At 61.9% G+C, this 19293-nt stretch carries 15 protein-coding genes and 1 pseudogene; 4 read left to right on the forward strand and 12 right to left on the reverse strand.

The genetic code is table 11. The features are described from left to right. Nucleotides 1–106: 106 nt before the first annotated feature. Nucleotides 107–1192, forward strand: coding sequence for a DUF1615 domain-containing protein (locus BLL38_RS10810; protein ID WP_076962572.1), 1086 nt, complete (start codon nt 107–109; stop codon nt 1190–1192). A 2-nt stretch (nt 1193–1194) separates the two neighbouring features. Here BLL38_RS10810 and BLL38_RS10815 read toward each other — a convergent pair. Further along, a pseudogene (locus BLL38_RS10815) lies at nt 1195–1973 on the reverse strand (DUF4349 domain-containing protein). Nucleotides 1974–2142: 169 nt separating this feature from the next. On the opposite strand from BLL38_RS10815, the gene BLL38_RS10820 reads away from it, so the two are divergent. Further along, nucleotides 2143–2553 (forward strand): PaaI family thioesterase, encoded by a 411-nt coding sequence (locus BLL38_RS10820; protein WP_076962573.1) that lies wholly within the window; start codon nt 2143–2145, stop codon nt 2551–2553. 186 nt (nt 2554–2739) lie between these two features. Here the strand turns inward: BLL38_RS10820 and BLL38_RS10825 are convergent, their stop codons facing one another. From BLL38_RS10825 to BLL38_RS10835, 3 genes are read right to left on the reverse strand one after another with little or no spacing between them, the layout of a single operon-like run. Beyond that, nucleotides 2740–3921 (reverse strand): acetyl-CoA C-acetyltransferase, encoded by a 1182-nt coding sequence (locus BLL38_RS10825; protein ID WP_076962574.1) that lies wholly within the window; start codon nt 3919–3921, stop codon nt 2740–2742. A gap of 11 nt (nt 3922–3932) precedes the next feature. Then, nucleotides 3933–4592 carry a CoA transferase subunit B gene (locus BLL38_RS10830; RefSeq protein ID WP_027603173.1) on the reverse strand — a complete coding sequence of 220 codons (660 nt, stop codon included), beginning with the start codon at nt 4590–4592 and terminating at the stop codon, nt 3933–3935. 34 nt (nt 4593–4626) lie between these two features. After that, on the reverse strand, nt 4627–5325 hold the full coding sequence (locus tag BLL38_RS10835; RefSeq protein ID WP_010211319.1) for a CoA transferase subunit A: 699 nt from the start codon (nt 5323–5325) through the stop codon (nt 4627–4629). A gap of 132 nt (nt 5326–5457) precedes the next feature. Between BLL38_RS10835 and BLL38_RS10840 the strand changes: the two genes are divergently transcribed. Next, nucleotides 5458–6360 (forward strand): LysR family transcriptional regulator, encoded by a 903-nt coding sequence (locus BLL38_RS10840; protein ID WP_076962575.1) that lies wholly within the window; start codon nt 5458–5460, stop codon nt 6358–6360. Between the two features lie 120 nt (nt 6361–6480). Here the strand turns inward: BLL38_RS10840 and BLL38_RS10845 are convergent, their stop codons facing one another. From BLL38_RS10845 to BLL38_RS10865, 5 genes are all read right to left on the reverse strand, one after another. After that, nucleotides 6481–6810 carry a hypothetical protein gene (locus tag BLL38_RS10845; protein WP_029296579.1) on the reverse strand — a complete coding sequence of 110 codons (330 nt, stop codon included), beginning with the start codon at nt 6808–6810 and terminating at the stop codon, nt 6481–6483. Nucleotides 6811–7428: 618 nt separating this feature from the next. After that, nucleotides 7429–7869: a CBS domain-containing protein gene (locus BLL38_RS10850; RefSeq protein WP_076962658.1), complete on the reverse strand. Its 441-nt coding sequence runs from the start codon at nt 7867–7869 to the stop codon at nt 7429–7431. Between the two features lie 124 nt (nt 7870–7993). After that, nucleotides 7994–9943 (reverse strand): DNA topoisomerase III, encoded by a 1950-nt coding sequence (locus BLL38_RS10855; RefSeq protein ID WP_076962576.1) that lies wholly within the window; start codon nt 9941–9943, stop codon nt 7994–7996. A 229-nt stretch (nt 9944–10172) separates the two neighbouring features. Further along, nucleotides 10173–11798: an MFS transporter gene (locus BLL38_RS10860; protein WP_076962577.1), complete on the reverse strand. Its 1626-nt coding sequence runs from the start codon at nt 11796–11798 to the stop codon at nt 10173–10175. A 100-nt stretch (nt 11799–11898) separates the two neighbouring features. Continuing rightward, a complete protein-coding gene (locus BLL38_RS10865) occupies nt 11899–13545 on the reverse strand; it encodes a GMC family oxidoreductase (protein ID WP_076962578.1) in 1647 nt (548 codons plus the stop codon). A 130-nt stretch (nt 13546–13675) separates the two neighbouring features. On the opposite strand from BLL38_RS10865, the gene BLL38_RS10870 reads away from it, so the two are divergent. Continuing rightward, nucleotides 13676–14563: a LysR family transcriptional regulator gene (locus BLL38_RS10870; protein WP_076962579.1), complete on the forward strand. Its 888-nt coding sequence runs from the start codon at nt 13676–13678 to the stop codon at nt 14561–14563. A gap of 131 nt (nt 14564–14694) precedes the next feature. Here BLL38_RS10870 and BLL38_RS10875 read toward each other — a convergent pair whose 3' ends face one another. From BLL38_RS10875 to BLL38_RS10885, 3 genes are all read right to left on the reverse strand, one after another. Further along, entirely contained in the window at nt 14695–16554 is a 1860-nt protein-coding gene (locus BLL38_RS10875; RefSeq protein ID WP_076962580.1) for a DUF3857 domain-containing transglutaminase family protein, read from the reverse strand. 150 nt (nt 16555–16704) lie between these two features. After that, the gene (locus BLL38_RS10880) at nt 16705–17802 is read right to left on the reverse strand and encodes a DNA alkylation repair protein (protein ID WP_076962581.1); all 1098 of its coding nucleotides are present in this window, start codon (nt 17800–17802) and stop codon (nt 16705–16707) included. Nucleotides 17803–17924: 122 nt separating this feature from the next. After that, the gene (locus BLL38_RS10885) at nt 17925–19271 is read right to left on the reverse strand and encodes a glutamine synthetase family protein (RefSeq protein ID WP_076962582.1); all 1347 of its coding nucleotides are present in this window, start codon (nt 19269–19271) and stop codon (nt 17925–17927) included. Nucleotides 19272–19293 lie beyond the last annotated feature (22 nt).

The following is a 19293-nucleotide window of genomic DNA, read 5'->3' on the forward strand; positions in this document are numbered from 1 at the left end:
GGCGCCGGCTTGAGGACGCCATCGCGGGCCAGCCCGCTCCTACAGGGGGTGGGTGTGGGTTTGTGAGATAGTGGGCGCTTTCAGCGACTCACAGGACACTCCCCGCATGCTTTCATCCCGGCTGACTCTCTGCCTGGCCGCCTTACTGGTGCTGGCCGGCTGTTCGACACAACGCGGCCAGCAGCTTCCAGAGCGCAGTGAAACCGAGGTCAAGGCGCAGATCGTGCGGTTGCTGCCGGCCAAGGTGGCCGATCGCGCCGGCTGGGCCCAGGACATCTACACTGCCTTCGACAGCCAGAAAATCTACCCCAGCACCGAGAATATCTGCGCGGTCCTGGCGGTGACCGAGCAAGAGTCCACCTACCAGGTCGACCCGCCGGTGCCGAACATGGGCAAGATCGCCCAGGATGAAATCCTCAAACGTGCAGCCAAGGTGCATGTGCCGGCCGTGCTGGTGCGCACCGCGCTGCAACTGCGTTCGCCCACGGGTAAGTCCTACGCCGAGCGTCTGAGTGCTGCGCGTACCGAGAAGGACCTGAGTGGGATCTTTGATGACTTTATCGGCAGCGTGCCATTGGGCCGTACCTTGTTCGGCAGTTTCAACCCGGTGCATACCGCAGGCCCGATGCAGGTGAGCATTGCCTTCGCCGAGCAGCAGGCCCGGGATTATCCCTACACCGTAGACGGAAGCATTCGCCGCGAAGTGTTTACCCGGCGTGGCGGCATGTACTTCGGCATCGCCCATTTGCTGGGTTATCCGGTGAGCTACGCGCAGCCGCTGTATCGCTTTGCGGACTTTAACGCCGGCTGGTACGCCAGCCGCAATGCTGCGTTCCAGGCTGCGGTCAGCCGCGCTTCCGGGACCCGCCTGGCGCTAGATGGCGATTTGATCCGCTACGGCTCGATCATGCCCGGCACCACGGAGCTGGCGGTGCGTTCCCTGGGCAAGAAGCTGGACATGCGCAACCCGAGCATTCGCAGCCAGTTGGAGCAGGGTGACCGTCTGGACTTTGAACAGACCACCCTGTACCAGCGGGTGTTTGCCCTGGCCGAGAAAGCCGAAGGCAAGCCGCTGCCACGGGCGATCCTGCCGGGGATTGTGCTCAAGAGCCCGAAGATCACCCGCAACCTCACCACCGCCTGGTTCGCCAAGCGCGTGGATGAGCGTTACCAGCGTTGCATGCAGCGCTGAGGTCAAGGGCGGCGCTTGACCAGCTTGCGCCACAACCAGACCCACAGCCACAACACCGGGAACGCGAGGATCACAAACGGCAGCACATAGCTGGAACGTTCCAGGGCATCGGCGGTGCCGTCGACCAGGTTGTCGCCCAGGTTGCCGAACATCCGGGCAAAGCGTGATTGCTGATGCTCACCATCGGAGGGGCGGAAATTCAGGGTCACACGGTTGGTGTCCAGGCGCCGCTGCTGGCCGGCGGCGATCTGCGCCAGCTCCTGCAGCTCGTTTTCGATGGCGGCCTGTTCTTTGGTGAGGGTGATCAGGTCGCCCACGGTGATGTCCTTGCGTGCGGCCAGTTCATCCAGGCGTTTTTGCTGGGTCTGCAAGCGCTCCTGGCGGCGACGCACATCGGCCACCGCGTCGGCCAGATCTTCGGCGCTGGTGATGCGTTGCCCCAGTTGCCCGCCCTCGGCCGCCATCTTCACCAGCGGTTCGACACCGCTGGGGCAATGCGCAGCACGATCATGCCGCCGTCGCTGTTCTCTTCGATCCGCAGGATATTGCAGGCGCCAAACTGCGCCGACTCACAGGCCTGGCGGGTAGCCTGCATGCGCGGGGCCAGCAGGGCCAGCGGCATCGCCAGGCTCAACTCGTGTTCATAGGCCAACTGCGCGCCGGCCCGGCCCTGTTCGCCATTGATCAGCGTGGCTTCGGAATATTCCTTGGGCGAACAGCCGCCAAGCAGCAGGGCGGTCAATAACATCAATGCAGTCGATCTGCCTTCCAGGTGGCGCATGGCGGTTCCTTCAAGTGTGCGGGATACAGTGCGCGGCGATTAAAGCGAATTTGCCCGGCGAACGCAAAGCAGGTGTGGGCTTATCGACACTGATTTACCCGGTTGATCATGCTGGCTGCCATGAGCGACACGGGTTAAACCTCATGCCCGGCCACAAGGACGATCTACCATGGCGGATATCCCTGAAGGTTTTATTCCCTTACCCCGTAGCAGCCCGCTCCTGGATTTGCTGGGCCCGGTGTATTGCCGTGGCGAAGGCCTGCGGTTGCAACTGGGCCTGCGCGCCGACAACCGCCACGCCAACGGGCGCGGCACGGTGCATGGCGGCGTGCTGGCGACCCTGGCGGATGTCGGCATGGGCTATGCCATGGCGTTTTCCAGTGACCCGCCGTTGCCGTTGATTACCGCGAGCATGACCCTCGATTATTTGGGGGCGGTGCAGGTGGGGGAGTGGATCGAGGTGCAGTTGGAGCACCACAAGCGCGGGCGGCAGATGGCGTTTGCCACGGTCAGTCTGCAGGTGGGGGAAAAGGTGGTGGTGCGGGCCAATGCGGTGTTTGCCGTGCCGCAATCTACTTAGCGATAGAGATCTGATGTAGGAGCTGGCTTGCCTGCGATAGCGGTGTAACCGTCAATGCTGCCGGTGACTGCCCCACCGCTATCGCAGGCAAGCCAGCTCCCACATTGGACGGTGTTCGCCAATCAAAATAGGCAAAAAAGGCCCGGCTTTTCGTGGAGCCGGGCCTTTTCCGTGTTGCTCGTTGAATCAGTCGCGCTCAAGGGCCAGTGCCACGCCCTGGCCGCCGCCGATGCACAAGGTCGCCAGGCCTTTCTTGGCATCGCGCTTGAGCATTTCATGCAGCAGGGTCACCAGCACACGGCAGCCTGAGGCGCCAATCGGGTGGCCGATGGCAATCGCGCCGCCATTGACGTTGACTTTGGCCGCGTCCCACTCCAGTTCCTTGCCCACTGCCAGCGCCTGTGCGGCGAAGGCTTCGTTGGCTTCGATCAGGTCCAGGTCGGCCAACTGCCAGCCGGCCTTGTCCAGGCAGCGACGGGTCGCGGACACCGGGCCAATGCCCATGATCGCCGGATCGACACCTGCGTTGGCATAGCTGGCAATCCGCGCCAGCACTGGCAGGCCGAGGGCCTTGGCTTTATCGGCACTCATCAGCAACACCGCGGCGGCGCCGTCGTTGAGGCTCGACGCGTTGCCGGCGGTGACGCTGCCGTCTTTCTTGAAAGCCGGCTTGAGCTTGCCCAGGGACTCGGCGGTGGTGCCGGCGCGGGGTTGTTCGTCCACGCTAAAGGCAATCGGGTCGCCCTTGCGCTGAGGGATCAGGATCGGTGTGATTTCATCGGCAAAACGCCCGGCTTCAATGGCGGCGGCCGCTTTTTGCTGGGAGGCAGCGGCGAAGGCGTCCTGGGCTTCACGGCTGATGCCGTACTTGTCCACCAGGTTCTCGGCGGTGATGCCCATGTGGTAGTCGTTGAACGCATCCCATAGGCCGTCGCTGATCATGCTGTCGACCATCTTCGCGTGCCCCATGCGCAGGCCGGTGCGGGCGGCGGGCAGCACGTAGGGGGCCAGGCTCATGTTTTCCATGCCGCCGGCGATGATCACCTCGGCGTCACCGCAACGGATGGCTTGTGCACCCAGGTGCAGGGCCTTGAGGCCCGAGCCGCAGACTTTGTTCAAGGTCAGGCTGGGCACTGCGTGGGGCAGGCCGGCGAGGATCGACGCCTGGCGCGCCGGGTTCTGGCCGGAGCCTGCGGTCAGCACCTGGCCAAGGATCACTTCGTCTACTTGTGCAGGGTCCAGGCCGGTTTGCTCCAGCAGGCGGCGGATCACGGCGGCGCCCAGTTCCGGTGCCGGAATGCCGGCCAGGGCCCCTTGAAAGCTGCCCACGGCGGTGCGGGTGGCAGCAACAATCACGACGTCTTGCATGGAATCTGTCCTCACTGGAAGTGCATTTCTGGAACGTGGTCCGGGACGATCAGTTTACCGGCGGTCTTGCTCACAATCTCTTCAACACTGACGCCAGGTGCGCGTTCCTTGAGGACAAAAGCGCCATTTTCGATTTCCAGGTAGGCCAAATCCGTCAGCACGCGCTTGATGCAGTTGGCGCCGGTCAGCGGCAGGCTGCACTGGCTGAGCAACTTGGACTCACCGTCCTTGGAGGCGTGGGTCATGATCACGATGATGTTTTCTGCGCCGGCTACCAGGTCCATGGCGCCGCCCATGCCCTTGACCAGCTTGCCGGGGATCATCCACGAAGCGATGTTGCCGTGTACGTCCACTTCAAAGGCGCCGAGCACCGTGAGGTCAACGTGGCCGCCGCGAATCATCGCAAAGGACTCGGCCGAGGAGAAAATCGAGGCGCCGATGCGTGCGGTGACGGTCTGCTTGCCGGCGTTGATCATGTCGGCATCGATGGTGTCTTCGGTAGGAAACGGTCCCATGCCCAACAGGCCGTTTTCCGATTGCAGCATCACTTCCATGCCTTCGGGAATGTAGTTGGCCACCAGGGTCGGGATGCCGATGCCGAGGTTGACGTAGAAGCCGTCCTGCATTTCGCGGGCGACGCGTTGAGCCATTTGTTCGCGGGTAAGAGCCATTTTAGGTGTCCTTATTGTTCGGGCTGGAGGCAGATTATTTACGGACAGTGCGCTGTTCGATGCGCTTCTCGAAGGTGCCGCAGATAATCCGGTCGACGTAGATGCCAGGGGTGTGGATCTGCGCCGGGTCCAGCTCGCCCGGTTCGACGATTTCCTCGACTTCGACCACGGTGATCTTGCCGGCGGTGGCGGCCAGCGGGTTGAAGTTCTGGGCGGTGTGGCGGTAGATGACGTTGCCGAAATGGTCGGCTTTCCAGCCTTTGACGATGGCAAAGTCGCCAGTGATGGATTCTTCCATCAGGTATGGGCGGCCGTTGAATTCGCGGGTTTCCTTGCCTTCGGCGACGGGCGTGCCAACACCGGTGGCGGTAAAGAACGCTGGAATGCCGGCGCCGCCTGCGCGCATTTTCTCCGCGAGGGTGCCCTGGGGCGTGAGCACCACTTCGATTTCACCGCTGAGCAGTTGTTTCTCGAACAGGGCGTTTTCACCGACATAGGAGGCGATGACCTTGCTGATCTGTTTTTCTTCGAGCAACACACCCAGGCCAAAGCCATCGACGCCGCAGTTGTTGGAGACGACCGTGAGGTCGCGGGTGCCTTTGCGCTTGATTTCGGCGATGAGGTTTTCCGGGATGCCGCACAGGCCAAAGCCACCGGAGAGTACGGTCATGCCGTCTTCCAGGCCTGCCAGCGCTTCTTCATAGGACGCCACGCGTTTATCGAAACCTGCCATATGCACCTCTTTTATTGTTTGTGGTCCAGCCAGTAAACCGAGTGTTGCGCTGACGGATTGATTTGTTAAGTTGTTTTTTAAGGTTGATTGATTTAAAAAACAGCACAATCGCCAAGCCGTTGGAGCAGCGTCATGACAGTTAAACAGATGCGGGCCTTTCTTGCCGTGGCCCAGACCTTAAGTTTTGCCGCCGCCTGTGAGCGCCTGCATTTGTCCCAGTCGGCCCTGAGCCTGACCATCAAGGGCCTGGAGGAAGGCCTGGGCGGGCGGCTGTTCAGTCGTAATACGCGCAACGTCGCGCTGACCCCGGAAGGTGAATCCCTGTTGCCCCTGGCCCGTCGGTTGATTGCCGACTGGGACAATGCCGAGGATGAATTGCGTCAGCGTTTTACCCTGCAACGCGGGCGCGTGACGGTGGCGGCGATGCCGTCGTTTGCCGGCAACCTGCTGCCGCCGATCCTGAAGATCTTTCGTGCGCGGTTTCCCCAGGTCAACGTCACGGTGCATGACTTGATCAACGAGCAGGTTCTGGAAATGGTCCGCGATCGCCAGGTCGAACTGGGTGTGGCGTTTGAGCCCTCACCGGGGTCGTCGCTGGCCTTTACCCCGCTGTACCTGGACCGCTTTGTCGCGGTCGTGCCCGGTGACTCGCCGTTGGCGCACATGAGCGAGATCGACTGGAAAACCCTGCTGGCACAACCCTTCATTACCTTGCAGCGACCTTCGACGGTAAGGGTGATGTTGGAAGAGCACCTGGGTGCCTTGCAGATGAAGCTGCCGGTGGCATTGGAAAGCCATCAATTGGCGACGGTGGGCAAGATGGTTGCCAGCGGCCTGGGTGTCAGCGCCGTGCCAGCCTTATGTGCACAGCAAATGGAGGAGGCGGGGGCTCATTGCCTCACCTTGAACGGTCCGGTGATCGAGCGGCCGATTGGGGTGCTGACCAAGCCAGGATATGAGCTGTCGGCGGCGGCGCAGGCACTGTTTGATATCTTCAGGGGCGAAGCGCAGAAGGGGCGATTCCCGGGGATTTAAGTCAACACAAACAAATGTGGGAGCTGGCTTGCCAGCGATAGCTATTTAACATTCAACAACTAGGTTGATCGTTAAACGGTTATCCCAGGCAAACCAGCTCCCACAAAGGTCTAGTTATTCTTAGTAGTAGCGGTCAATCACTTTAACTTGCGAGTTGTCTTTGAACGACTCCCAGGCATTGTTAAGTGTATCGAAGACCTGCTCAATAAAGTTGCGATCGGCAGCGGCCTTTTTACCGACATAACCCTGGCCACGGCGGTACATCTTCAGGCGCGCCGCCAGTTCACGGTTATTGCGGTCGAACTCGGCTTCTTCGGTATGGGGCGCCAGGCAGTCAATTTGCACTTCGCCCGATTTGCCAATCCACAGGATATGGTCGTCGAGTGTGTCTTTCTGCGCTGCGAACATCTCAGCCAATTCATCGATAGTTGGTTGGTTGTTCAGATTCATGTGTAAGCCCCTTGACCAGTTGGCGATCTTCAGTTGATTCGTTAATCCACGTTAGTTGTCTCCGGTTGCGAAAACCGGGCGTCAGAAACGGTCTGCCAGATACGGGCAGGGTCTTGAACCTGATGCATGTAGTGTTTCTGATGAACTGCTACGCAATGGTTTCATAACGAAGACAAGCAGCATTTGAGCTTCTTGTACCGATCCTTTCGGGCCGGTCAGCTTCATCAATCTGCCTTGTGGGCAGTGCACATCCAGAAAAACAGCCCGGCGGTCAGACGAGCTTGTTCAAAACGCTTGTTACCAACGCTCCCGATCCGGGAGACGCTTGAATCATGCAAGGTCAAAATGCTTACGTCAACGGTTATGTAGTGATTATTTTTGAGCACTACATATTTTTTTGCAGAAGAGCGGGTGGTCTGGGGAAAGGTGACTTGGGCGTCATTTTTTGTGCCGGGGAGTCGGGGTAAGATCCTGCCAGTGATCTAATGTGGGAGCGGGCTTGCTCGCGATAGCGGTGGATCAGTCAGTAATTTTTTTGACTGATCCACCGCTATCGCGAGCAAGCCCGCTCCCACATAAGCCTGTGTTCACATTGGCTTCAAGGTGTTTTGGTCAATGCTATTCGCCGCGGATGTATTGTTCCAGTTGCTGGATAAGGGCAGCCTGTTCAGCGATGGCTTCCTTGACCAGGTCACCGATGGACAGTAGGCCCAGCAGTTCTCCGCCTTCCACCACGGGCAGGTGGCGCAGGTGGCCGTCAGTCATGATACCCATGCAGTCTTCGACGCTTTTGTGGGTATCCACGGTGATTGCCGGTGAACTCATCACCTGGTGGACCTGTGTGCTCGTCGAGGACAGCCCATGGAGAATCAGTTTGCGCGCGTAGTCGCGCTCACTGATGATGCCGACGACCTTGCCGTCCTTGACTACCGGCAAGGCGCCGACGTTCTTCGCTGCCATCACCACCAACGCTTCAAACACGGTGTGATTCCACTGGATGGTATGGACTTCCTGATTCTTCTGGTCCTTGGACTTGAGCAACTGTGCGACGGTCTTCATGGTGGCCACCCCGGTTTTGTTATTCGGCAGTGCCTACAGAATCCTAGACCGCTGGCGCCAGGGCAAGACCCAAAGCGGCGTATATCCGCTTGAAAAGCGTCACTACCCGACTTTTTTTGCTATTTCAGCCCTTGTTTGCCGGTTTTGCCGCCCGTTTCGGGCTGGCGCCGGTCTTGCGCTTGGCCGGCTTGCGTTTGTTTTTCCAGGGCGTGGCACCACGGCCTGCCGGGCTGGCCGGGCCGCTGATGGTCATTTGCATGCCGTTGCAGCGCGCCACTTGCCTGCTCATCCAGGCTGCCTGTTTGGCCACGAACTCCTCTAGGCTCATCTCGCCGCTTTGCACCATGTCCAGGGCCTGCTCCCAGATGGCGGTGGTGCCGGGGTCGGCAATCGCCCTGGGCACCGCGTCGATCAGGCTGAAGGCCGCCGGCGTGGCCGACAGTGCCTTGCCATTTTTGACCAGGTAACCCCGGTCCAGCAGGCCCTGGATGATCCCGGCCCGTGTTGCCTCGGTGCCGATGCCGGTGGTGTCCTTGAGCTTTTGCTTGAGCAGTGGGTCTTGTACCAGTTTGGCGACGTTCTTCATCGCCTTGATCAGGTCGCCTTCGGTGAAGGGCTTGGGCGGCTGGGTCCACAGGTCCTTGAGGTTGACCTTCGCCACCGCGTAGTCCTGGCCCTGCACCAACGCCGGCAACGCCTGCGGCGCTGGCACCTCGCGGCCCTTGCTCGGGGCCAGGGCTTCGGGCAAGGCGCGTTTCCAGCCCGGTTCCACCACCACTTTGCCTACGGCGCGCAACGCTTGGCCGGCACAGTCGAAGTCTGCCTGGGTGCGGTCATATTCGTGGTTGGGCAGGAACTGCGCCAGGTAACGGGCGCGGACCAGGGTGTAGACGGCGCGGTGCTTGCCGGTCAACTGCGCAAGGTCCTTGCCGGCGCCGGTGGGGATGATGCCGTGGTGGGCGCTGACCTTGGCGTCGTTCCAGGCGCGGGAGCGGCGTTGTGCATCGAGGTGCGGCATCAGCGCGCTCACGGCTGGGTCGGCACGCCCGAGTGCCGCAAGAATGGTCGCCGCGTCGCCGTGCTGGCTTACGGGCAGGTAGCCGCAGTCGCTGCGCGGGTAGGTGATGACCTTGTGGGTTTCGTAGAGGGACTGGGCGATATCCAGGGTTTCCTGGGCACCGAGGCCGAGTTTTTTCGAGCAGATCTCCTGCAGCGTGCCCAGGTCAAAGGGCAGGGGTGCCACTTCGCGCATACGTTCGGTGCGCAACTTCACCAGGCGCGCGCTGGCCGCGTTGCTCATTGCCATCGCCGCCTGCTGTGCCCGCTCCGGGTTGAGGCAGCGACCCTGGTCGTCACACAGGTCGTCGGCGGCGCGCCATTGCGCGATAAAGCTCATCTGTTGGTGCAGCAACTCGACATCAATGGCCCAGTAAGCCACCGGGACAAAGTCGGCAATGCTGCGGTCGCGGTCCACCACCAGGCGCAGGGTCGGGGTTTGCACCCGGCCCACCGGCAACACGCCCTGATAGCCGGACTGGCGGCCGAGCAGGGTAAACAGGCGGCTCATGTTCATGCCGATCAGCCAGTCGGCGCGGGAGCGGCCCAGGGCCGAATGGTAGAGGCTGAAGGTGTCTGCGCCCGGCTTCAACGAGGCCAGGGCCTTGCGGATCGAGGCATCATCCAGAGCCGACAGCCACAGGCGCTGGATCGGCCCGCGATAGCGGCAATGCTCCACCAGCTCCCGGGCGATCATCTCGCCCTCGCGGTCGGCATCGGTGGCAATCACCAGCTCCCGGGCTTCCCCCAGCAGGCGCTTGACCGCCTTGTACTGGCTGGCGGTCTTGGGCTTGACCGTCATCTTCCATTTTTCCGGGACAATGGGCAGGTCGGCCAGCACCCAGCGCTTATACTTGGCATCGTAGGCGTCGGGCGGGGCGGTTTCCAGCAAGTGGCCGATGCACCAGGTGACGGTGACATCGGTGCCCAGCCAGCACCCATCGCCCCGGCGCCGGGCGCCAAGCACGGCCGCGATATCCTTGGCCTGGGAGGGTTTTTCACAGAGGAACAGCCGCATGTTCAGCCCATTGGTTACACCGTTGAATAGGCGAAGGATGGGCAAAAGAAGGGAATTGAGCAACCTTTATCTGGATGGATATACAGCAATTTGTGTGGGCGGCGGGAAACCAATGTGGGAGCGGGCTTGCCCGCGATAGGGGGTGTGCCAGTCAGTACATTCATTGACTGACCCACCGCTATCGCGGGCAAGCCCGCTCCCACAAGGGATTTACAGGGTTTGCGGGATATTAGTTTTTATCCAGATCCACGTTCTTGGTTTCCTTCAGGCATAGCAGCCCCACGATCAGGCTCACCCCGGTAATCACCACCGGGTACCACAGCCCGTAGAAGATATCGCCGGTGTACACCACCAGGGCAAACGACACGGTTGGCAGGAACCCGCCAAACCAGCCGTTACCGATGTGGTAGGGCAGCGACATGGACGTGTAGCGGATGCGCGTCGGGAACAGTTCCACCATCAGCGCAGCCAGCGGGCCATAGCACATCGCGGCGATCAGGATCAGGGCGACGATCAGCACCACCACCATGGTTTTGTTGACCTGGGCCACGTCCGCCGATTTCGGGTAGCCGGCCAGGGTCACGGCGCCGCGCAGGGCGTCTTCGTCGTAGCCGTCGATGCGCACATCGCCGATGCTCACTTGCACGGCGCTGCCGGCCGGTGCGGCTTCGCTGCTGTAGGGCAGGCCCTGTTTGACCAGGAAGGTCTTGACCTTGTCGCATGGGCTGTCAAAGCGCGCCTTGCCCACCGGGTCGAACTGGAAGGTGCAGGTGGCCGGGTCCGCCAGTACGGTGATCGGGGCCTGGCGGCTGGCCTGGTCCATGGCCGGGTTGGTGTAGTGGGCCAGGCCCTTGAAGATCGGGAAGTACAGCGCGGTGGCCAGCAGCAGGCCGACCATCAGCACCGGCTTGCGCCCCCATTTGTCCGACAGCCAGCCGAAGAAGATAAAGAACGGCGCGCCAATTACCACGCTGATGATCAGCAGCATATTGGCCAGGGCCGGGTCCATCTTCAGGAACTGGGTCAGGAAGAACAGCACATAGAACTGTGCCGCGTAGAAGGTCACGGCCTGGCCGGCGTTGATGCTGAACAGCGCAATCAGCACCACCTTGAGGTTTTCCCAGTTGCCGAACGACTCGCGGATCGGCGCCTTGCTGGCCTTGCCTTCCTCTTTCATTTTCAGGAACGCGGGGGATTCGTGCAGGCTCATGCGGATCCAGGTGGAAATGCCCAGCAGCACGATCGACAGCAGGAACGGCAGGCGCCAGCCCCAGACTTCAAATTGATCGCCGGTGAAGTAACGGCAACCCAGTACCACCAACAACGACAGCAGCAGGCCAAGGGTGGCGGTGGATTGAATCCAGCTGGTGTGGAACCCGCGCTTGCCGGCCGGGGCGTGCTCGGCGACATAGGTCGCGGCGCCGCCGTATTCGCCGCCCAGGGCCAGGCCCTGGAGCATGCGCAGCACCACCAGGATGATCGGCGCGGCGATGCCGATGCTGGCGTAGGTGGGCAACAGGCCTACACAGAAGGTCGCCACGCCCATCAGGACGATGGTGGCGAGGAAGGTGTACTTGCGCCCGATCATATCGCCCAGGCGGCCGAATACCAGCGCGCCGAACGGCCGTACCACAAAGCCGGCGGCAAAGGCCATCAGGGCGAAGATAAAGGCCGTGGTGTCGTTGACCCCGGCAAAAAATTGCTTGCTGATCACCGCCGCGAGGGCGCCATAGAGGAAAAAGTCATACCACTCGAACACCGTCCCCAGGGACGAGGCGAAGATGACCTTTTGCGACTCCTTGCTGGTGACAGTGGCGCCCGGTAGGGCGTTCAGGGGTTGAGCACGTTCTGACATGGGGTAGTCCTCACAGTGATTATTTATTGTTGTCCCACTGTCGGCGCCAACTTCAGCGCCGCTCTTGCCCGGCCGGCGCGAGCAAACTCGCGCCGACAGGTCATGCCGGTGTTGTCAGTTCTGGTTCGGGGCTGAAGTTCCTTGTGGGAGGGGACAGGATCAGTTGCGCGGCTTTTTCCGCGATCATCAACGTGGGTGAGCAGGTATTGCCGGAGGTGATGCGCGGCATGATCGAGGCATCGGCGATGCGCAGGCCGGGTACGCCATGCACGCGCAGTTGGGCATCGACCACGGCGTCTTGACCATGGCCCATGCGGCAGGTGCCGACCGGATGAAAGATCGTGGTGCCGATCCGCGCCGCGGCTTCCTGCAATTGCTCGTCGCTTTGCAACGCCTCACCGGGCAGGTATTCCACCGGGTTGAACGGGCGCAGGGCCTGGGCGCCGACAATGCGCCGGGTCAGGCGGATGGCCGCGGCGGCCACGCGTAAATCTTCTGGATGGCTCAGGTAGTTGGGCTGGATCAGCGGCGCGGCCGCCGGGTCAGCCGAACGGATATCGATGCGCCCGCGACTCTGTGGGCGCAAGTCACAGACCGACGCGGTAAACGCCGGGAATGTGTGCAGCGGCTCGCCAAAGCGTTCCAGCGACAGTGGCTGCACGTGGTATTGGAGGTTGGCCGAAGTCTGCTCCGGCCCCGAGCGGGCGAAGGCGCCGAGTTGGCTGGGGGCCATGGACAGCGGGCCGCTGCGGTCATACAGGTATTGCAGGCCCATGCCCATCTTGCCCCACACGGAGCCGGCGATCTGGTTCAGGGTGCGGGCGTTTTCCAGCTTGTAGATCAGCCGCAGTTGCAAGTGATCCTGCAGGTTGCCACCGACCCCTGGCAGTTCGTGCCGCACCTCGATGCCCAAGGGCTTGAGCACGCTGGCAGGACCGATACCGGAGCGCTGCAGGATGCCGGGCGAACCCACCGCCCCGGCGCACAGGATGATTTCCTTGTGGGCTTGCCACGTCACCGCTTGCCCTTGCTGGCGGCCCACCACGGCACTGGCGCGCCCGTGTTCCAGGAGCACGCGGTCGACTTCTACGCCCGTGAGTACCGTGAGGTTGGCGCGCTGGCGGATGGGCTTGAGAAACGCCTTGGCCGCATTCCAGCGCACGCCGCTTTTCTGGTTGACCTGGAAGTAGCCACACCCCTCGTTATCGCCCTGGTTGAAGTCGTCGATGCTGGCGATACCGCTTTGCTTGGCGGCTTCGCGGAAGGCGTCGAGGATCGGCCAGTGCAGGCGCTGTTGTTCCACGCGCCATTCGCCGTTGTCGCCGTGCAGGGGCGAGGCGCCGGCAAAGTGGTTTTCGCTGTGTTTGAACAGCGGCAATACATCGTCCCAAGCCCAGCCGGGATTGCCTTCGGCGGCCCAGCCGTCGTAGTCGCCGGCCTGGCCGCGCATGTAGATCATGCCGTTGATCGACGAGCAACCGCCCAATACCTTGCCCCGTGGATAGCTCAGCGCACGGCCTTGCAGGCCTGGCTGGGCCTCGGTCTTGAAGCACCAGTCGGTGCGCGGGTTGCCGATGCAGAACAGGTAGCCGACGGGGATATGGATCCAGGGATAGTTGTCGCGCCCGCCCGCTTCAAGCAGCAACACGCGATGGGCAGGGTTGGCGGACAGTCGATTGGCCAGCAGGCAGCCCGCAGGGCCGGCGCCTACCACCACGTAATCGTATTGCGCAGGTGCAATAGTCATCTGGGGTCTCGCTTGTTTTTCTTATTGGCTTCATCCTAGTTGTTAGTTTTCGTCTTAAAAATGTTAGTTTTTACCCAGCTGCTGTGCGTTTTTAAACAGCGCTGCGCCCATGGCCGAGAAGGGAGGTGGCATGTTCGACTGGAATGACCTGCGGTACTTCCTGGAGTTGCAGCGCAGCGGGCGCCTGCTCACCGCCGCCCAGCGCCTGAAAACTACACATGCCACCGTGGCCCGGCATATCGAGGCCATCGAGAAAAGCCTCGGCACGGCGCTGTTTGTGCAGCACGCCCAGGGTTATGAACTGACGCCGTCGGGTGAAGCGCTGCTCAAGCATGCCGAAGCCATGGAGAACGTGGCGCTGCTGGCCGAAGAGGAGCTGACCCATTCCGCCGCGCCCCTGGGCAAGATTCGCCTGGGGGTGGCCGAAGGCTTGGGGGTGATGTTCCTCGCTAGCCGTATGGGCGGCCTGTTCGAGCGTTATCCAGGGCTGGAAGTGGAATTGGTGGCGGTGCCGCGGTTTGTCAGCATCCTCAACCGCGAGGCCGAGATCAGCATCCACCTGGAGCGCCCCAGTGTCGATCAACTGGTCACGCGCAAGCTCACCGACTACCGCCTGGCCCTCTACGCTAGCCGCAGTTACCTGGCGCGCATGCCGGCCATCGAGAAACGCGAAGACCTGGCCGCCCATGCCTGGATCGATTACGTTGACGACCTGTTGTTCAGCCAGGAGTTGAAGTTTCTCAGCAGCTTTTGCCGCAACCCCCGGGTGGTATTCCACAGCACCAGCGTGATTGCCCAGCACCAGGCCGCGCGCTCGGGGTTGGGGGTTGCCGTGTTGCCGTGCTTCATGGCTGCCGGCGACCCGGACCTGGTGCCGTTGTTGCCGCAGGAAAGCATCCAGCGCAGCTACTGGATCAGCTCCCGGCGCGAATTGCACAAGTCGGTGCGGTTGCGGGTGTTGTGGGATTACGTGGTGGAGTTGTGCGCCCAGGAACAGGGGCTGTTGTTGGGCGAGTAGCGAAGGGCAAGGGGGCTTTACAGATATCAAATGTGGGAGCTGGCTTGCCAGCGATGGCGGTGTATCAGTAGCAGATAAGTTCACTGACCCACCGTCATCGCAGCCTCGCAGGGCGAGACAGCTCCCACATATTAGAGTTTTACCGTCTGATGCACCTGTTCACCACACGCCCGGGCATCGTTGATCATCTTTTCAAACGGTGCACTGACGATTTCATCATGGCTCAACCAGCGCACTTTCTGGGTCAACCGGTAGTGGTAACGCAAGCCATCCTTGAGCCGTTCGCCATCGAGTTCCAGGTCATACCAGGGCGAGCTGACCTTGCAGCCCTGGACCGGCTTGTCCATCTGCCCGCCGGTCAAGGTAACGGTGTAGTCGATGGTGTCTGGATTGCCCAGGTACAGGTCGCCCTGTTGCCCGTTGCGGCGGTAGTTGAGCAGTTCGTCCCACTTCTCCTTCAGGGACTGGTCGGTGTAGACATAGCCTTCGTCGAGTTTTTCCAGGGCGCCCAGGTCGGTCATGCTGGCCTTGACTGTATAGGTGTCGGGCTGCACGAACCCGGTGGGCTGGCGGGTGACCTGGCAATCGCTGATCTCGCGGCCGAAGTTGTCGCAGATGTTCTGATCGGTGGCGGTAGCCCCTTGTTCGCGGTCCGCGATGCTCAACTGCATCAGCGTCAGGCGGCTGAAGGTGATGCTGGCGCGGGTCGTGCCGTTGCCCTGTTTGTCATAGTGCACCTGCTTGTCCAGGCGGATGCTGGTGTCAGGGCGCGCCAGGGGGATGTGTTCCTCGCGCACCCGGCCCTGGGCATCGTTGACCAGCACCCAGCGGTCCTGGATATCGGGCAGGGTCTGGCCCGGGGCGAACACCGGGTTGGTCGGGTCCAGCCACCACACCTGGCCGGCCACTTCGGCACGCACGATGGCATGGTTGGGCGCGCCAGTGCCCGGCACCAGCAGTGAATCCACCACATCCCCACGGCTGACCCAGGCGGTTTCGGCCTTGATCCCGCTGGCCTTGAGCATGGCCGCCAGGAGGATGGACAGGTCTTTGCAGTCGCCATAACCGTGCTGTTCGATCTCCGCCAGGTTAAACGGCACATAGCCGCGATCGGTGGCCCGCCAGTCACCCAGGTAGCGGTAGTGGTCGTTGATGTGCTGCATCAGGCCGGCCACTTGCTGCGCCGGGTCCAAGCCCTTCACCGCGGCAACGGCGGCGGCACTGCCAGCCGGCAGCTTGGCGGCGAGGATCTGGTTGTAGCGCTGGGCAAAGCCGCCGAAGTGCTTTTGCACATCCAGGCTGCTGCCCACTTCGAGACGTGGGATCAGGCGGATATAGGCGTGGCCCGATTCGTTGATGTAGTTGAGATAGGTCGGCGCCTTTTGCTCGATATCCAGGGTCTTGCGATTGACCGAGGGGGTGATGGTGAAACCGTCCATCAACTCGGCACGCCACTCGATGGGCCGTTCCGCGGTGAAGCGTGCCTTGAGCCGGTCGCGACGGGCATTGCTGGGGCCGAACTGCAGGGCGTAGTGGAATTCGGTCATCAGCGGCTTGGCCGGGTGATGTTCGCGCACGGTATAGCGGACCTGCGTGCCGACCCGCAGGTTGGGAAAAGCCAATGACGTTTGCTTGAGCCTTGAAAACCCCTGGTCGGGGTTGGGCGCGGTGCGCGTATCGATCTGCGCCGCGTCCAGCGCCTGGGGCTTGCCGCCGGGTTGGGTGGACTCGGCGTGCAGCACTTCAAAACCATCGCCTTCGGCATAGTTGAAGTCGATTCGCGACAAGATCTCCCGGCCGCTGGGCTGGAGGATGGTGTAGCGGTAGGTGGTGGTGCAATCGGTGCTGGCATCGCGGTTGAAGTGGCAATGCAGCTCGGATTCATTGGCAAGTGCCGCTTCGGCCATGGGTTGCAACGCCGCATGAGCGGTGTGCGAAACAAGCCCCAGACTGGCGCAAATCAAAGGGCGGTAAAACGAGAAACGGTGCATGGGCGCCTCGGGTGGAACGTTGACACGGATACCCTGGCAGGTATCAAGAGATTTCAGATGATAATGGATCGCAACACCAAAGGCCAGTATTGTAGGACAATAAATATCGCTGAAAGGCCCGGGATAGAGCCTTTAGCTTCGTAGGAAGGGTCAGCCGAGTAGCTCGAATCCGCTGCTGGCCAGGCGTTCGCCGTTCACCAGCACATGCACGGTGTGCTGGCCAGGGTAGTGCTTGCGCGTGCTCATGTCGCGGATGTGTTGGCCACGCAGCACGGTATGCCGTTCACCCGCGCCGAGGGTAAAGGCCTTGAGCTTGAACACCTTGGCGGCGCTATGGCCGGCGCTTTTTACATAGTCGATGGCGTAGTCCACCACCAGCTTTTGCGGGGCGCTGGCCATGGATTCCAGGGTAAACGACAGGTTGATGCGCTCACCCAGGCGAATCACCGCCGGCTCGACCTTGAACTGGTGGATCTGCACCTCGGCCCGCGCGCCTGCGCCCATGATCGTCAACGCGCGGGTATTGCCCTGCTTGATCAGGCTGCGCAGGGCGTGGCGGGCGATCCAGGCGGTGTGGGGGTTGTCCAGGGACCAGCGCTCGATCACCTCCAGCACCCAGTCGGGGTGGTCCTTGGTGATGTCGTTGAGGTGGTTGGCCACGGACTTGCGCACATACAGGCTCGTGTCAGCCTTGAGGTTATCCAGGATCGACGCGCACAGGCGCGGGTCGGCCTGCACCCGGGCCAGGCGAAACGACCACGGCAACCTCGGGCGCGAACCCTCGCTGGCGAGGCGGCGTACATGTTCATTGTCATCCAGTGACCACTGCTGCATCACCGCCAGGGTGCGCTCGAAATCCTTGAGCAGAAATGCCCGCACGGCAAACTCGGCAGAGCCAAAGGTGGTGAAGTACTTGAGCGCCGCCATCGAGCGCTGGAAGTCATCCAGGCCATAGCTGGCCACATAGTGCCCGAGGAACAGGCTGACAAAACCACTGTTCAGGCGCGGGGCCAGGGCATACAGATGCGGGAGGGTGTGCGCGTAGTCCAGGGGCATCACCGCATGCAGGCTTTCACTGACCCGGGCCATGCGCTGCATCACCGACAAACCGGCGAGGTCGCGGCTGGCGTGCTTGAGAAACCCCCTGGCATCGAATGGCGGGTACACCGCGCTCATCTCATCGGCGATGTGCTGCAGGCGTTCGAGGTTGAAGATTTCCTTGAGGGCAGGGGCGCTTTGGTCGGTCATGGGCAGTCCGCAGGAGAGGGCGATGGTCGGGCTTTTTCAAAATAACACCTTACTCAAGGCCACGAAGCTCAAAATGTGGGAGCAGGCCAGCTCCCACAAGGGCTGTGCAGGGTGCTCGGTATCTACAGATACCAGCGATATTCCCGCGCATTGATCTCCTGCTGGAAGGCCAGGTGATCCTGGCGTTTGTTTTCGCAATAGACGTCGACAAACTCCGCGCCCAAGCCTTCGCGCAGGGCCGGTTGCTGCTGCATGGCGCGCACGGCCTCAAGCATTTCCAGGGGGAAAGCCTGGCCGCTGGCGCGGTCTTCGTTCAGCGGTGCGATAGGTTCGCGCGCCGCCTCCAGGCCGTGTTCAAGCCCGACCAGGATCGCCGCCAGCACCAGGTACGGGTTGGCGTCGGCACTGGCCAGCCGATGTTCGATCCGCAGGTTGCGCGGGTCGGACTCGGGAATGCGCACGCAGGCATCCCGGTCCTCATAACCCCAACTGGCCTGGGTGGCGGCATTGACCGTACCGCCCAGGCGGCGGAAGGCGTTGTGGTTGGGCGAGAAAATCGGCATGCAGTGCGGCAGCAGTTCCAGGCAGCCCGCCACCGCGTGGCGCAAGGGCTGTTGCTGGTGCGCCGCCAGCAGGTTGTTACCGGCGGCGTCGTACAGGCTGACATGCACATGCATGCCACTGCCCGGATGTTGCAGGTAGGGCTTGGCCATGAAGCTGGCGCGATAGCCATGCTTGAGCGCCACGCCACGGGTGCTGCGGCAGAACAGGGCGGCCCAGTCGGCGGCGCGCAGGCCGTCGTCGAGGTGGCCGAAATTGATCTCGAACTGGCCGGGGCCCAGCTCGGCGGTGATCACCGTAATGTCGATCCCTTGGGCCTGGGCGGTCTGCACCATGTCATTGAGCACCGGGGCGAAACGCGACAGCCGCTCGATATGCAGGGTCGGTTGGTCATCGGGGTCGTCGCTCAACGGGTCGCGGGCAAATTGCGGCAGGCCGTCGGCGAGTTTGCGGTCGAACAGGTAGAACTCCAGCTCGAACGCCACCACCGGGTGAATGCCCTTGCCGTGCAAGCGCTCCAGGACCTTGGCCAACACTTCGCGGGGTTCAAATTCGATGGGGGCTTCGGTGCCGTCGGAGGTGATCAGCATCTGCCCCAGGGGTTGCGCTTCCCAGCTCACCGGCTTGAGCGTGCCGGGCACCAGGCGGCGGTTGGCGTCGGGGTCGCCGTCGTGGAAGCAGTAGTCGCCGATCTTGAACAAACCGCCCTGGGCGCCCAGCAACACCGCGTTCTGTGGCAGCTTCAGGGGGCTGCCGGCGGCGACTTTTTCCAACATTTCAACCGGGTAGCGCTTGCCGTAGAAACGCCCGGGGATGTCCAGGGCAATCAGGTCGACGTAACGTACCTCGGGATGGTTCTGGCGAAAGGTCCGCACTTCGGCCAGTAACGTGGAGGAATGGCTTTTCACGGGTGACGCTCCTTGGTGTGCC

Origin of the sequence: Pseudomonas gessardii (assembly GCF_001983165.1) — a bacterium.
Lineage (GTDB): Bacteria > Pseudomonadota > Gammaproteobacteria > Pseudomonadales > Pseudomonadaceae > Aquipseudomonas > Aquipseudomonas gessardii.